We start from the raw sequence: 13,982 nt of genomic DNA, 5'->3' as shown, positions 1-13,982 counted from the left end.
TGAGGTGAGTTGAGTTGAGTTAAGGGCAGGCCGGGCGGGCCTGCCGGAACGAAGAGGCTCAGGCCGCAACGGTGCGGCGCGTCACGACATCGGCAAACGACTGCGCGACGTAACCGATATTCGCTTTGTTGAGCCCGGCGACGCAGATGCGGCCCGAGCGGATCAGATAGATCGAGTTCGTTTCGCGCAATGCGTCCACTTCGGCCGCGCTCAAGCCGGTGTAGCTGAACATCCCGCGCTGCTCGGTCAGATAGCGGAAATCCACCTGCGGCGCGGCGGCTTCGAGCGCTTCGCGCAACGCGCCGCGCATCGTCTTCATCCGGCTTCGCATGGTGCCGAGTTCGGCGCGCCACAGCGACGCCAGCGTCGGATTGGTCAGCGTCGCGGCGACAATGCGCGCGCCGAACGCCGGTGGGCTCGAATACACCTGGCGCACCAGCGACTTCATCTGACCCAGCACGCGCGCGGCGGTCGGCGCGTCGGCGCAGACGATCGACAACCCCCCAACGCGTTCGCCGTACAGCGAGAAATTCTTCGAAAACGAATTGCTGACGATGACCTGCAAACCCGCGTCGACCAGCTTGCGCACGAGCGTAGCATCTTCATCGAGGCCGTCGCCGAAGCCCTGATAAGCCATGTCCACAAACGGCAGCAGGTTGCGGCGTTTGAGCAGCGCGACGAGTTCGTCGAACTGCGCGACGCCCAGGTCGCAGCCGGTCGGGTTGTGGCAGGAAGGCTGCAATAGCACCACGCCGCCGGCCGGCAGCGTGCCCAGCGTCGCGAGCATCGCGTCGGATTTCACGGCGTTGTTGTGCGCGTCGTAATACGGATAGGTGTGCACCTTCAGACCGGCCGATTCGAGCAGCACGCGGTGGTTGTCCCACGTCGGGTCGCTGATCCAGACCTCGGTGGCCGGCAGAAATGCGTTGATGAAACGCGCGGCCAGATAGATCGCGCCGGAGCCGCCAACCGACTGGATCGTCGCGATCCGCGCGTCGCGCAGCGCCGCAGACGTGGCGCCGAATACCAGTTCCTGTACCGCTTGACGGTAAGCGGCGTCGCCTTCCATCGGCAGATAGGTATGGGGTTTCGGCTCGGCGTTCAACTGGTCGGCGGCATGACGCACGCTCCTCATCACGGGGATGCGGCCATCCTCGTCGTAGTACAGGCCGATGCCGAGGTTGGTCTTGTGCGCATTGCTGTCACGCGAGAACGACTCCATCAGCGACAGGATGGGATCGCCCGGATAGTCGGGTATGTGTGCAAACATGATTGGAAATAAGAATGAAGTGGAAGGGCGTGAGCGCGACGCGCTCAGAGCTGCGTGCGCAAGGCCCACAATTCGGGGAACAGCACGACGTCGAGCATCTTGCGCAGATAGCCGACGCCGTCGGTGCCGCCGGTGCCGCGCTTGAAGCCGATCACGCGTTCGACGGTCGTCACGTGCCTGAAGCGCCATTGCCTGAACGCATCTTCGAGATCGACCAGTTTTTCACCGAGCTGATACAGGTCCCAGTGCGCCTCGGGATCGCGATAGACGGTGAGCCATGCCGCCTCGACCGACGCGTCGTGACCAGCCGGCGTCGACACGTCGCGCGCGAGACGCGCCGGGTCGATCGCGATGCCGCGGCGCGTCATCAACTGCAGCGCTTCGTCGTAAATGGACGGCGTGCGCAGCGCGGTTTCCATCAGCTTCATATGCTCCGCGCGATGCGCATGCGGCTTCAGCATCGCGGCATTCTTGTTGCCGAGAATGAACTCGATCTCGCGATACTGATGCGACTGGAAGCCCGACGACGCCCCGAGATACGGACGCATCGACGTGTATTCGGGCGGCGTCATTGTGGCGAGGACGTTCCATGCCTGCACCAGCTGATCCATGATCCGCGACACGCGCGCGAGCATCTTGAACGCGGGCGCGATCCGGTCCGCGCGGATCGAATGGCGCGCGGCACGCAGTTCGTGCAGCATCAGTTTCATCCACAACTCGCTGGTCTGATGCTGGACGATGAACAGCATTTCGTTGTGGTCGGGCGACAGCGGGTGCTGCGCGCTCAAGACCTGGTCGAGGCCGAGATAGTCGCCGTAGCTCATCGACTTCGAGAAATCCAGTTGCGCATCGTGCCAGCCGTCACCGGGTGCTGCCTGAGGTACGGGCTGGGATGCGGCTTCAGGTGCCGCTTTGGGTGCCGCGGGCGGCGAGCCCGCATACGGGCAACTCATGATGTGTACTCCATATCGTGCGATTCAAGGGAAAGTGGTCCGCGCAACACCGCGCGAACCGGGCTCGCGTCGAGCGCGGCAAATCGCAGCGGCAACGCGATCAGTTCGTAAAAGCCCTCGGCAACGGCGTCGAGCACGATGCCTTCCAGAATGTGCATCCGGTGCGCGTACACACGAGGTAACGAAACGGTTGAAGCCTTCGGTGATGCGTGTCACGAATTGGTGGCAGCGCGAGTGTGCAGGCCGTAACGCGAGTGAACGCCGAGCAAACCTCGAAAAGGTCGATGCGCAGGCCGACCCGGCAACCCTATCGGGGAAGGCTGATACGGCTGGGTGAATGAGCAGGCTGGACGCCCAGTCGCTGCGCCGGGGTAGTGGCGACAGCATGTACACAAGGAAAGCGTACGCAACACGGGAAGTCCCTCGGCGTGGTCAGGGATGACCAACCGGACGCCCGTGAGGGACAGGCCGGGCGCCTTGGGATGACGGAGAGGCCCGTAGTACCGATGAAGCCGGGTAACGCTGGTGGAGGGAAGGGGCGTCAGTTCAAGACAAACGCAACAAGTAGTGAGGGACCTGGAGATTGGGCAACCTATCAACTCCGATCAGTGTTCAGAAGCTGCAGATGGCGTTACACGCGAAAGCGAAGGCAGAAGCCGGGTATCGCTTCTATGCGCTGTACGACAAGATCTACCGCGAGGATTTGCTGGCGCATGCGTATGCCCAGTGCCGTTCGAACAAGGGCGCGCCGGGTGTCGATCGGCAAGACTTCGCGGAGGTCGAAGCGTATGGGGTGCAGAAGTGGCTCGGCGAACTGGCGCTTGCGCTCAGGCAGGAGAGTTACCGGCCGGACCCTATCAGAAGAGTGTTTATCCCGAAGGCCAATGGCAAGCTGAGGCCACTGGGCATCTCGACCTTGCGAGATCGGGTGTGCATGACAGCAGCGATGCTGCTGCTCGAACCGATCTTCGAAGCGGACCTTCCACAAGAGCAATACGCTTATCGCGCGGGGCGAAACGCCCAGCAAGCGGTGATCGAGGTGGAAGAGCGACTGCATCGAGGGCAAACGGACGTCGTTGACGCCGACCTTGCGGACTACTTCGGAAGTATTCCACACGCCGAATTGATGCTGTCGCTCGCGCGGCGCATCGTTGATCGGCGCGTGCTGCATCTGATCCGGATGTGGCTGGAATGCCCCGTTGAAGAAACCGATAACCGAGGTCGGAAGAAACGCACCACGGAGGCCCGGGATAGCAGACGTGGCATTCCGCAAGGCTCACCCATCTCACCACTGCTGGCGAATATTTATATGCGCCGGTTTGTGCTGGCATGGAAGAAGCTCGGACTTCAGCGCAGTCTTGGTAGTCGAATCGTGACCTACGCGGATGATCTGGTGATCCTGTGCAAGACGGGTAAGGCTGAGGAAGCCTTGCTGCGTCTGCGCGAGATCATGGGGAAGCTGAAGTTGACGGTCAACGAGGAGAAGACACGAATCTGCAAGGTGCCGGAAGGCGAATTCGACTTCCTGGGCTACACGTTTGGGCGGTTGTACTCTGCGACGACAGGGCAGGCCCGTATGGGCATGCGGCCGTCGAAGAAGAGTATTCGGCGTATGGTTGAGAAGATTCATGCGATGACCGCTCTTAAGACAGTGTGGCAAGAGACCACGGAACTGGTGGGCAAGTTGAACCGCACGCTACGCGGCTGGGCGAACTACTTCAATGTAGGCACGGACAGACGCGCGTATCGGGCGCTCGACAACTACACCGCTACGCGGTTGCGTCGGTGGTTACGCAACAAGTACAAGGTTAGACGTCGCAGGGGCGGGACTTATCCATCCCAGCACCTCTACGGGCACTTCGGTCTCGTGCGTCTGACTGGTCCCTGGTTGTGAACCTGCCGTGTACGAAGGCGTGCTGTCTTGTCCGAGAGCCGGATGCGGGAGATCTGCATGTCCGGTTCGACGAGCGGGATGTGGAAACGGAGTTAGGGCGAGGTTATTAGGGCACCGCCGAACGAAAGAGGCGGCAACAGACAAACCGAACCTACTGCTACCGCGCCACATCTCGACTCTACCGGAAGTACGCGCTGACGACTGTCCGCCCCCGGGCCGCGAGATTCCACTGGCCGCTTTCCGGCGATGAAATTGAAGAGCGGGCTGACGCAGCCCGACCCAGGTCGTGTAAAAACGCAAGGCGGACTCAATGACGACTTCACGCGATGAGCCGCAGGCGTCAGCGGCCCAATGTGGCATGTGTGACGGTTATGGGCGCTTTGCCTTCTTTGTGAGAGGAAGGGGTACTCAGGCGCGGTAATGCGCCCCGGCGCGACCTCCGTGGTGCAAGCTTATCCTCAGGCTCGCATCTTTTGCATCTCGCCGCCGTGCCGAGGATCGCCATGACGCGCCTGAGGTTGTATGCAAGGACATGAAGGCTCATCTCGGTGCTGACATGCTCGCGTGTTTTCATAAGGAAGTGCGCCGCGCCCATCCAGAATTTCAGCGTGCCAAACGGGTGCTCGACGGTCTGACGGCGTACGCGCATCATTTGTGGCTTATGGTCGAGCCGTTGCTGCATCGCTTCGACGACGGACTCATGTTCCCAGCGCTTTATCCGGCGAGCCTGCTTGCCTGATGTGCATTGTTTTCTAATGGCGCAGGTAGAACAGGCCGAGCTCGAATAGCAATGCAGCGTCATACCATGCTCGATGTTTGTGAAACGCCAGTTGAGCCGCTGCTGGGCCGGGCAAAGATACTCGTCATCTTTGGCAATGTAGATAAAATCCTGCTTGCCGAAATATCCGTCAGCGTTCTTGCCCGAAGTCAACGGTTTGGGAACGAAGGTCGTAATGCCCGCCTCATGACATTGCAGGACTTCTTCGCTCTTGAAGTAGCCCCGGTCGGCAACAACAGTCAGATCCTTGATGCCGGTAGCCGCCCGTGCCTGGCTGGCCATGTTCGTCAACTGGCTGCGATCGTTGCCGACGTTGGTGACCTCGTGTGCGACGATCAGATGATGCGTGTCATCAACGGCCGTCTGAACGTTATAGCCAACCATTCCCGTTCCCCGACCGCTGGTAGCCATTGAGCGTGCGTCTGGATCGGTCAGGGAAACCTGTCCATCTGGCGACTCGCGCAATCGCTGCTCCATCGCCTTGAGGTCCTGCATCTGCTGCCTGAGCTTGGCGATCTTGTCGCTGATCCGACTCGTCTTCGCCTCGGCAACATCGGATTGAGTCCGGTCTGCAGTCTCCATCGCGGAAAGATATCGGGCGATGCTCTCATCGATCTGCTGCAGGCGCGCCTTGACCTTCGCGCTCGTAAAGTTGCGATCGCGATTGTTCACGGCTTTGAACTTGCTGCCGTCGATGGCCACTATCGACTTTGAGAAGAGGTCCAGGTTACGGCATAGCACGATGAACTGGCTGCAGACATTGCGGATTGCCTTGCCGTTGCTGCGGCGGAAGTCGGCGATGGTCTTGAAGTCCGGCGAAAGGCGGCCCGTTAGCCACATAAGCTCAATATTGCGTTGAGTCTCACGCTCCAGACGCCGACTGGACTGAATGCGATTCAGATAGCCGTAGATATAAATCTTGAGCAGTACAGATGGATGATACGAGGGCCGCCCCGTAGCTGCGGGCGCGGTTCCGTCGAAGCCGAGATCATGGAGATCAAGCTCATCGACAAAGACGTCGACTACGCGCACCGGATTGTCCTCGGAGACATAGTCTTCGAGATACTCGGGTAGCAGGACAGCCTGCTTACGGTCTTCGCCTTCAACGAATCGCTTCATGTGGCCGCCCGATCTGAACGCGTTACTTCAGTTTAGGCGATCAGCATGCGTTTTCACACAGGCTGGACCCACTTTCGCCTTTCGAACCTGCGCGGTCGCAATGGCCGCTTCCAAGGAGCAAGGGTCATCCGTCCCCGCATTACTCGGCAGTCCATCGGCCAACCCCAGTCGGCGTCCATCAATGCCGCAACGTCTGCCAAAACGGAGTGGCAGGCCTTCGAAATACGTCAGCTTTCTCCGTCCGCGTGACATCATGATCCCCGCAGGTTCCCGCGATCGCATGCAGAGCAACAGCATCGTGCGGCGCTTTTCAGTCAAGATAGGAGAGGAACTCTTTTCTCGAGGTGATTCCTGGTACCTCCCTGTTGATCCCATCTTCCGCAATTACGCCGATAAGCTTGCCGTCCTCTGCCACGACGGGACTACCGATCACGGGACGCTGCGACCCTGAATCTAATACCATAAAAGCCGTTACGGTCCCACAGCAGCATCTTGATGCGGTCGCGCCGCTGATTGCTGAACACATAAACCGCAGGCGCGAATGGATCGAGCTTCATTGACTGCTCGACGATGGCTGCGAGACCGTTGATGGTCAACGGCGTCGCGATGTACATAGACCTTCAGTTCATCGTCCAGGCGGAACATCGCACCGTCCTAGCGTCTCGATCATGGCCGATAGCAACGGCGCGTCATTGCCGCTGCATTCAAACCGGAGTGTGACGCCGTTGGGCATCTGCACCATCAACCGCGCCGAGGTCATCGCGGGTGACGACGTCCTTGCTGCGGGGGTGTGGCGGTGTGCCTTCGCGGATGCGGGCGCGACCACCTCTTCGTGACTATCGACTTCGACTACCGGAACGAAAGCTGTGCCAGTCGGCGCCGGCTGTAGGGACGTGCCAGCCAGTCGCTGCTGATGCAGCTTGATCCATTTGCGCAGCAAGTTGGCGTTGACCCCATGCTCGAGTGCGAACCCGGCGACCGAAGCACTCGGCTCAAGACATGCTTCCACCAACTTCTGTTTGGTTTGCCGGTCATATCGGCGCTTACCGTCCCGACCAACGTTGACGACCTTCAGGCCCGTCATTTCTGAGTGTTCTTCTGTCATGAAAGGTGTCCACTGATTTGGAAACAGTGAACATAGCCTGCACGCTCAGGTCAAACAGTTCCAGACGTCCATTTCTGCGCGCTTACGATGAACTGGCCGTGACTCGTGGCAGGGCAGGGTGCCGCGAAAAATCATGCGCGGGCATTGTAGCGGGGCGGCATCAACGCTCGTCGCCTAATGTCAAAGGTTGCGAGGTAGGCGTAGATTTTCTAGGCGTTAGACGCGCAGAAAACGTATTAGCTGCTGGCGCAAGCAACAGTTCAAAGATCTGTCGGCGAGGTACATGAAGCGTGAAGCTAACGTCTCTATCCGTCACACATATTGCATTTCGCCAACACGGTTTCTTCCGAGGCGTTTGGCTGTGTACAGCGCCGAATCGGCTTTTTCGAAGAGATCGATACTGTTGACCGGCTGTCCAAGGGCTGTCTGCGCGACGCCGATGCTCAGCGTTACTATGCCAAGGGGACTTCCATCGTGTGCCAGGGCCATCTCCTCGACAGCGGCTCGAATTCTCTCTGCAGTATCGACCGACTCCGCGTATCGGCAATAGTCAAGCAAGACGACGAACTCTTCGCCTCCATAGCGAGCCAGTGTATCGCCATTTCTTATGGCAGCTTCTATGCACCTGCCCACCTTCCTGAGACATTCGTCGCCCGCTTGGTGGCCGTACCGGTCGTTGTACGCTTTGAAGTAATCAACGTCGGCGAACAGGACGGCTACGTTTCGGACGTCAGCGCCCACTGATACCGACTGCAATAGATCATTGAGTTTGCTATCAAGATAGCGTCTGTTTCTCAGGCCGGTGAGGCTATCGACAAACGCCAGATCTTTCAGCCGTTGTTCTTCGGCGCTGCGACGTTGCTCTGACAAAACATAGGTATCGATATCCCTGACCGTAAATGCGAGTGTCGCTGGGTTGTCGGACACGCTAGCTGGCATTGCGGCGACGAAGCTACGAACCCATACGTACGAATTGTCGGCGCGGCGGAGTCTGTACTGGACTGATGCCTCTGCGGATGTTGTACTTGCCCATGTGATCGTAGACCTCAATTTGTGACAATCGTCTTCATGAACAAGGTCTACTATTTCTCTGGCAAGCAGCGTCTCTGGATCGTATCCCAAGACGCTTTTTGCTCGAGGAGAGACGTACTGAAACAGCCCTTCGGCGGACAACTGCACCACTACTTCTTCTGAATGTTCGGCCAACTGGCGAAATCGTCGCTCGCTCGCTGCGAGCAGTGCTATAAGCGCGGTACGCTGAGTTTGCAGGACCGTGACAGGCAGGACTATCGACAGTGCTGCGATTGTAAACAGCTGAAGCGCAAGCACGCGGTCCTGCATCGTAGGGAAGGGAAATAGCCATAGTGGCCCAGTGCCATGCACCGTTAATGGCACAGCGATGGCTATGAACAGCAGCGTTCCTAGAAGTACGGTCGATAATTCAGCGTGAAAGGCAAGCAGGGCGAGCGGTGGAAGCATCCAGTACAACGATGGATAGCTGGTCTGGGAAAACACCAGAACGGTCACGCACGCGACCATTGCAAGGAGCCATGGCGATTTCTTTCGGTTCTCTCTGTTGAGCAGGCTTCGCCACTCTCCTGAAAGCAATACAAGCGTCACTGGGGTGAAGATTAAGATGCCCAAAGAATCGGATATCGCCCAGTTTGAGAACGACGAAAACGGGTGACTGGTGAAAATTCCTTGCAGTAGCAGCGCAGCGACGATTCCTGAGAGGGTGGGAGCAGCGATGCATGCGCCAAACACGAAACGCAGTAACGTCGCAGGCCGGAGCAGATCCCTCGCAGTCTTTACGTTTGGAAGAACCAGCGCGGCAAAAGATGTTTCGACCATCCCGGCAACGGTGAATGACAGCGCAACGTAAAGGGTCTCGTCGCCTACCAGGTTGGCAAGAAGCATACCTATGGCGGCACCGAACAGGAAGACGGGTTTCTGCCGCCGGGCGAGCAATAGTGTATGGCCAACGAGATAGCCGTCGACAATCCAGATGGCGACGATCTCCCCGGCCATTGTCTTTAGCTGACCGCTAATAATTAGCAGCACAAAGCCCGCAGCAAGCCCGGCCACGCCGACATTCAAAGTCCGCGCAAGTTGTCGGCAACTGACCAATCGCCGCGTAACTTCGCATGCGGACAGCAGCTTTGCAATACTGGCTATCACGCGGAAGGCTTTTGTTTTCGTTACCCCCATCTGATTTCCTTTCGGTCGTCTCGGCCATAGGTGGTCCGCCAGCAATACGGTATATCGACCTCTGTCGCTAAAACTTGAAGCTCGATTGTCTTCGAACTAACGAAATGCGATGTATGGACCGGCTGCCCCCGAGGCGTAGAGAGCCGGGCGACATCAATGCAGCAACGCTCGCGCCGGACGCGAGCGGGTCCGCTCGAGCGCTATTCATTGCCGACAGCCGCGGGCCGATATGCGTTGGGCGCAGAGCGACCGCAGGAGTGCATTGGTCCGCGTTGACAGCCTCAAATCGCAGTCACGCGTTTGTGGCTCAGAGTGATGCGTTGGCCCTGCGGAGAATCCTCGGCCGCCAAGTAACGCTTTACATCGGCGTCCGAAACGAAGCTCGCGGCGGAGGAGGCCGCGAGAATGTTGTAAGCTTCCTGCGGTTTAGCGATTGCAAAGCCCTGCACGTAGTCGACGCCCAACTCCTTGAGCGCCTGCAAAGTTTGTAGATCTTCGACCCATTCGGCGATGCTGCGCATGCCGAGATTACGCGCGAGGGAAATGATCGCTTCCACGATTGCGATGTCGGCCGGGTGGTTACACATAGTGCGCACAAACTCGCCGTCGATTTTGAGTGCATCTACTGACAGCTTTTTCAGGTACCGCAATGATGTCTGACCTGCCCCGAAATCGTCGATGGCAATCTTTGCGCCCATGTCGTGCACACGGCCGATGAAGCGCTCTGTATGCTCCAGGTCGTGCAGCGCGACGCTTTCAGTGATTTCGATGCACAAGTAATGGACGATGTCCTTGTACTGTGAAAATAGCGCGAAGAGTTCGTCGAGGAAATGTTCGTCATTAAGCGATCCTCCGCTGAGGTTCACGCAGACGAAGCGAGTCGTCGATAGTGACGCGCGGTTCTCGCTTAACCACGCAAGCGTCGTCGAGAGTACCCAGCGGTCTATCGCGACAATGGTGCCGGAGTCCTCGGCGGCGGCAATCAGTTTTCCGGCGGTCGCCACGGCGCCGTCTGGAGTGCGTAGGCGCAGGAGCACCTCAAAGTCTAACGCTTCTGTCGGTGTATGCATCGACATGATCGGTTGCATGACCAGGAACAGTCCCTCGGGCAGCCGGCTCTGTCCCAGCTCTTCAACCAGACTGATCTCGGCGGCGCGTTCCTTGAAAGCTGGCGCACCCTTTGGCAGTGCGACGAGGCGTGCATTTCCGCCGCGTTTTGCGGCCCGGCAAGCGCGATCGGCATGAGCAAGAGCGTCCGGAGCCCGTTCATCTTGCGAGCATTCAACTACGCCGATTGATCCCCGCACCTGAAACGCCCGCGTATCGACCTGGACTGGCGCAGAGTTAAGGGCTGTGACGAGCTCCCGGCACCGCTCTATTGCAAGCTCGATGTCCATGTCCGCTAGCACACACACAAACTCATCGCCGCCAATGCGCCCAATGCGAACCTGCGGGCCCAGCCGCTCGACCAGGCGCGCAGCAACGTGCCGTAGTATTTCGTCGCCAGTGCCATGGCCGAACAGGTCGTTGAAAAGCTTAAACCGGTCGAGATCCAGATACGCAAGTGCCCATGGTTTGCCTTCGCTGCACTGCCAGTCGATAGCGTGCTCGATGCCGCGGCGGTTCAGGAGGCCGGTGAGAGGGTCATGCCAGGCTAAAAAGTGCAGTCGCTCCACAGCTTTGGACCGATCGGTCACGTCTTCCAGCGAGCCCTCGATGAAACCGTTGGCACGGATTGCCCGCAGCGAATAGCGCCGCGCATCGGTCACAGCACCTGCCGCGCCTTCGATCTCGATCGATGCTGAGTCGTCGCGCTGCAGGAGTTCGCTAAGGTCGCGCTCGGCAGTGCCGGCAAAGTAGTCGGTCCAGCGGTACTTAGAGTAGTCCTCCTGAGGCAGGCCGAGCATCGAGTGCAGCGCCGGATTTGCGCGAATGAAACGGCCTTCTCCATTCAGCGTAAACAGCCCGATTGGAGTAAGGTCATACGTGTTGCGCAGCTCTATCTCCATTTGCCGCCGACTCGCGCGTTCTTCGCGCATGCGTTCCGCTATAGCAAATGCGCACAGCACGCTTGACGACAATGCCGTTACTACTGGGCTGTGAGTCCCTGCGAGCGTTTTCAGGCCAAACGCGGCGGCGAGGACTTCCGACAACGTGGCGAACAGGACAATACCCATGGACGCGACGTACCAGAGGACGGTACGCGACCGTGCTTTGATGACCAGTTGGACCAAGAAGTAGGTCAACACCAGTATGCAAAAGCTGGCGCTCGCCCACAGCACCGGAATGAAATGCTGGTAACTCAGTGTGAATGCCGCGGCCATAAGCAGACAGCCGCCGTACCGCACAGCGTTCAAGCTCCATCGCAGGCCGATTACTTTGAGCTCGCGACGGAATAACTCAACGAACAAAGTGGTCGTCAGTAGGTAATATGCAGCGAATGTAAATTCTCGCACCGACGCAATATGATCGGACGGGATAACACGGCCGAGCCATTCAGTATCGAAGCCCATGGCGTTGGCCGTCAACCGCAGATTGCCGACCAACCACGCGGCAAAGATCACGTAGGTCCATTCACGGTTGATGATTGCCGTAACGAACACAAATATTGCAAGCGTTAGGAGGCCACCTGTAAGCAGCGACGCTCCCTCGTGGAAATCCAGAGTTGTTGCCTCGAGCTTGTCTCCACTCAGGGCCGACGCAGTGATGTACGCGGGTCCTGAGAAGCTACCTTTGCAGAGGATCGACGCATCCGGCGCACTTTCCTCTAGCTTCAGGACGAAGCCCGCCTTGTTAAAGCGCATTGCGCCGCTCGTGCTCTGTCGGTTTCCTGCGCCTAGCAGCGTAATAGTGGGGGCTGTCCGCCAGCAGGATACCGTCTGGGCATGACGCGATGGCAGGTCGATGAACGTGGCACCCGCGCGGGCGTCAGCGGGCAGGTTCAGCGCGAACCAGAAGGGCGTTTCCGATAGATGCGTGCTGAAACGCGCAGTGGTCGGCGCATTTCGAAGGCGTGCCATGGCGGCCGTGGGTGACAGTGCTCCAGACGGGTCTGCAACCACGGGAAAGCTCAGCGGGACGGTCCCGGAGGTGTCAAACTGGTGCGGCGCCCAAAGGAGGACTGCGACGCTCCCAAGCCCAATTACAAATGGCGCGACGTAGACTGAGAATCGCTGGAAAGCCCAAGCGGTCAGTCGGTCCCAAAACACCCTTCTAACGGTTATCATTTGCCGCTTTTCCCCGATGACTTCAGTGCCGCGCTCGTTTTAAAACCTGCTACTGTGGTGACGCCGCCAATTTGTAGCGACCACCCGGTCTTCTCCGGGCGGTCAGTTCTCTGTTACTCGCTGGCCAGCTCTCGCGAATTATATGCGGCGTTGTAGATCGCCCCACCCGACTGCGCGTGGCTGCCTTTTTCGTCCCGCGCTGCTGTTACGCTCACGTCGATATCAATGTGATCAGTCTCGAAGAAGAACCCAACGAACGGATGGTTGACCTTCGTCCAACGTTGACGGACTAACGTAACCGGTTTCGCCATTACCCGGTGTGCCAACCCACCAACGTGCGTCATTGGCAGGAATTCATTGCGGCCGTAAACGTCGTCGAACAGCATCGCTTCATATTCCCGGTCAAGCGGTGAACGCGCCGTGATCAACATCCAGTCGATCCTCTGGTGGGCGCAATAGAGGTAGAACGCCTTGCACAGCGCAACCTTTACCATTCGGCCGATCGCACCGCGCGTCACTCCCAGCCGTGTCGCCTCAGCGAGCCGGGCCTGACTTAGCCAATCGGGCAAGCGGACGGACTGTTCCAAGGCAAGCGGACCGAATTCATTCGTCTGGACCCGCATGGTCCCCAGGGGCCCCCCATCAAGCCGCGATTGCGCGAGCAGTACCACCGTCCCGGGCATGGCGTCCGCCGCCTCGACGCCCATCGTTTCAGCGAACTCGGGCAAGTGACGGCCATACGCGGCACGGCGCATCTCGACGGCCTTGGCGAGTTCAGCCTGGTTGCTTGCCACCTTTATCGTAAACGGCAACCTTTCCTTTTTCTTGATAGGGCTTTGCGCAAGGCCTCCCTCGACTGACGTGTAACCAATATTTTGCGTCAAAAGCACTGAATCGATGCGATCCATATCTAACCCCAAGTGATTGTTAAGAGAATATGTCGCGATGAAGCGTCAAGTCGCGTCAGCGCGACAAACTAGATTCTCACGAACTAGCACGGGTGATCTGTGCGCTCAGGTCGATTCGGCGGGTTTTTCAGCATCGGTGATCCCACTCGAGAGATTGCGCGTTGTTTTTTGGGGCCGTTCGACGAGCGAAATGCGCCTTTGTTTGGCGGTTCATCCAGGATCTATCAGCACTGCGTGATCACCCGGTTAGTTTTGGCTGTTTCTAGGACCGACGTTTACCTGTCTCCAGGGGATCGCGTTCTACGTCGTGCCGCTTCCAGGCGGTGGCTATAATTCAGCCGCCAGTTCTCAGTTCTCAGTTCTCAGTTCTCAATGCTTAGGCAAACTTCGTGCGGCGCACCGATGCGATCGCTACGCAGCGTGCTGCAGAACGGGTTTTAGAGGGTGTTGGGCCGGTGTCAGCTAGGCCAGGGGCGATGACTTCCTCTTGGAGTCATGTTGCGTCCAACCGGGAGTAACG

8 protein-coding genes and 2 pseudogenes are annotated in these 13,982 nt (G+C 58.6%); 1 reads left to right on the top strand and 9 read right to left on the bottom strand.

The window, feature by feature from the left end; genetic code table 11:
- Nucleotides 1-58 precede the first annotated feature (58 nt).
- The 3 genes and pseudogenes from CUJ91_RS32490 to CUJ91_RS32480 form a co-directional block, all read right to left on the bottom strand.
- Nucleotides 59-1,270: an amino acid aminotransferase gene (locus CUJ91_RS32490; RefSeq protein ID WP_114158274.1), complete on the bottom strand. Its 1,212-nt coding sequence runs from the start codon at nt 1,268-1,270 to the stop codon at nt 59-61.
- A gap of 44 nt (nt 1,271-1,314) precedes the next feature.
- Entirely contained in the window at nt 1,315-2,223 is a 909-nt protein-coding gene (gene kynA / locus CUJ91_RS32485) for a tryptophan 2,3-dioxygenase (RefSeq protein ID WP_114158273.1), read from the bottom strand.
- Nucleotides 2,220-2,399: pseudogene (locus tag CUJ91_RS32480) on the bottom strand (hypothetical protein); the annotation flags it as partial. The pseudogene CUJ91_RS32480 and the gene kynA, both read right to left, overlap by 4 nt.
- A 449-nt stretch (nt 2,400-2,848) precedes the next feature.
- Here CUJ91_RS32480 and ltrA point away from each other — a divergent pair.
- Nucleotides 2,849-4,117, top strand: a complete 1,269-nt coding sequence (gene ltrA, locus CUJ91_RS32470; protein WP_114158506.1) for a group II intron reverse transcriptase/maturase — start codon at nt 2,849-2,851, stop codon at nt 4,115-4,117.
- A 481-nt stretch (nt 4,118-4,598) separates the two neighbouring features.
- Here the strand turns inward: ltrA and CUJ91_RS32465 are convergent.
- The 6 genes and pseudogenes from CUJ91_RS32465 to CUJ91_RS32440 form a co-directional block, all read right to left on the bottom strand.
- Nucleotides 4,599-6,014, bottom strand: a pseudogene (locus CUJ91_RS32465) (IS1182 family transposase); the annotation flags it as partial.
- Nucleotides 6,015-6,436: 422 nt separating this feature from the next.
- On the bottom strand, nt 6,437-6,628 hold the full coding sequence (gene tnpB / locus CUJ91_RS32460; RefSeq protein ID WP_114158272.1) for an IS66 family insertion sequence element accessory protein TnpB: 192 nt from the start codon (nt 6,626-6,628) through the stop codon (nt 6,437-6,439).
- A gap of 11 nt (nt 6,629-6,639) precedes the next feature.
- Nucleotides 6,640-7,119 (bottom strand): IS66-like element accessory protein TnpA, encoded by a 480-nt coding sequence (tnpA, locus tag CUJ91_RS32455; protein WP_114158271.1) that lies wholly within the window; start codon nt 7,117-7,119, stop codon nt 6,640-6,642.
- A 312-nt stretch (nt 7,120-7,431) separates the two neighbouring features.
- Entirely contained in the window at nt 7,432-9,327 is a 1,896-nt protein-coding gene (locus CUJ91_RS32450; RefSeq protein WP_114158270.1) for a sensor domain-containing diguanylate cyclase, read from the bottom strand.
- A gap of 281 nt (nt 9,328-9,608) precedes the next feature.
- Nucleotides 9,609-12,554 carry a putative bifunctional diguanylate cyclase/phosphodiesterase gene (locus CUJ91_RS32445; RefSeq protein ID WP_114158269.1) on the bottom strand — a complete coding sequence of 982 codons (2,946 nt, stop codon included), beginning with the start codon at nt 12,552-12,554 and terminating at the stop codon, nt 9,609-9,611.
- Nucleotides 12,555-12,667: 113 nt separating this feature from the next.
- Nucleotides 12,668-13,462: an N-acyl amino acid synthase FeeM domain-containing protein gene (locus CUJ91_RS32440; RefSeq protein ID WP_244231165.1), complete on the bottom strand. Its 795-nt coding sequence runs from the start codon at nt 13,460-13,462 to the stop codon at nt 12,668-12,670.
- Nucleotides 13,463-13,982 lie beyond the last annotated feature (520 nt).

The sequence above is a fragment of the Paraburkholderia graminis genome (assembly GCF_003330785.1).
GTDB classification, from domain to species: Bacteria; Pseudomonadota; Gammaproteobacteria; order Burkholderiales; family Burkholderiaceae; genus Paraburkholderia; species Paraburkholderia graminis.
Note: the sequence above shows the minus strand (reverse complement) of the source record. Positions and strands in the feature narration are given on the sequence as shown.

Coding starts and splice junctions, on each gene's coding strand:
- CUJ91_RS32490 (WP_114158274.1), bottom strand. CDS start 1,270: ATGTTTGCACACATACCCGACTATCCGGGCGATCCCATCCTGTCGCTG.
- kynA (WP_114158273.1), bottom strand. CDS start 2,223: ATGAGTTGCCCGTATGCGGGCTCGCCGCCCGCGGCACCCAAAGCGGCA.
- ltrA (WP_114158506.1), top strand. CDS start 2,849: ATGGCGTTACACGCGAAAGCGAAGGCAGAAGCCGGGTATCGCTTCTAT.
- tnpB (WP_114158272.1), bottom strand. CDS start 6,628: ATGTACATCGCGACGCCGTTGACCATCAACGGTCTCGCAGCCATCGTC.
- tnpA (WP_114158271.1), bottom strand. CDS start 7,119: ATGACAGAAGAACACTCAGAAATGACGGGCCTGAAGGTCGTCAACGTT.
- CUJ91_RS32450 (WP_114158270.1), bottom strand. CDS start 9,327: ATGGGGGTAACGAAAACAAAAGCCTTCCGCGTGATAGCCAGTATTGCA.
- CUJ91_RS32445 (WP_114158269.1), bottom strand. CDS start 12,554: ATGATAACCGTTAGAAGGGTGTTTTGGGACCGACTGACCGCTTGGGCT.
- CUJ91_RS32440 (WP_244231165.1), bottom strand. CDS start 13,462: ATGGATCGCATCGATTCAGTGCTTTTGACGCAAAATATTGGTTACACG.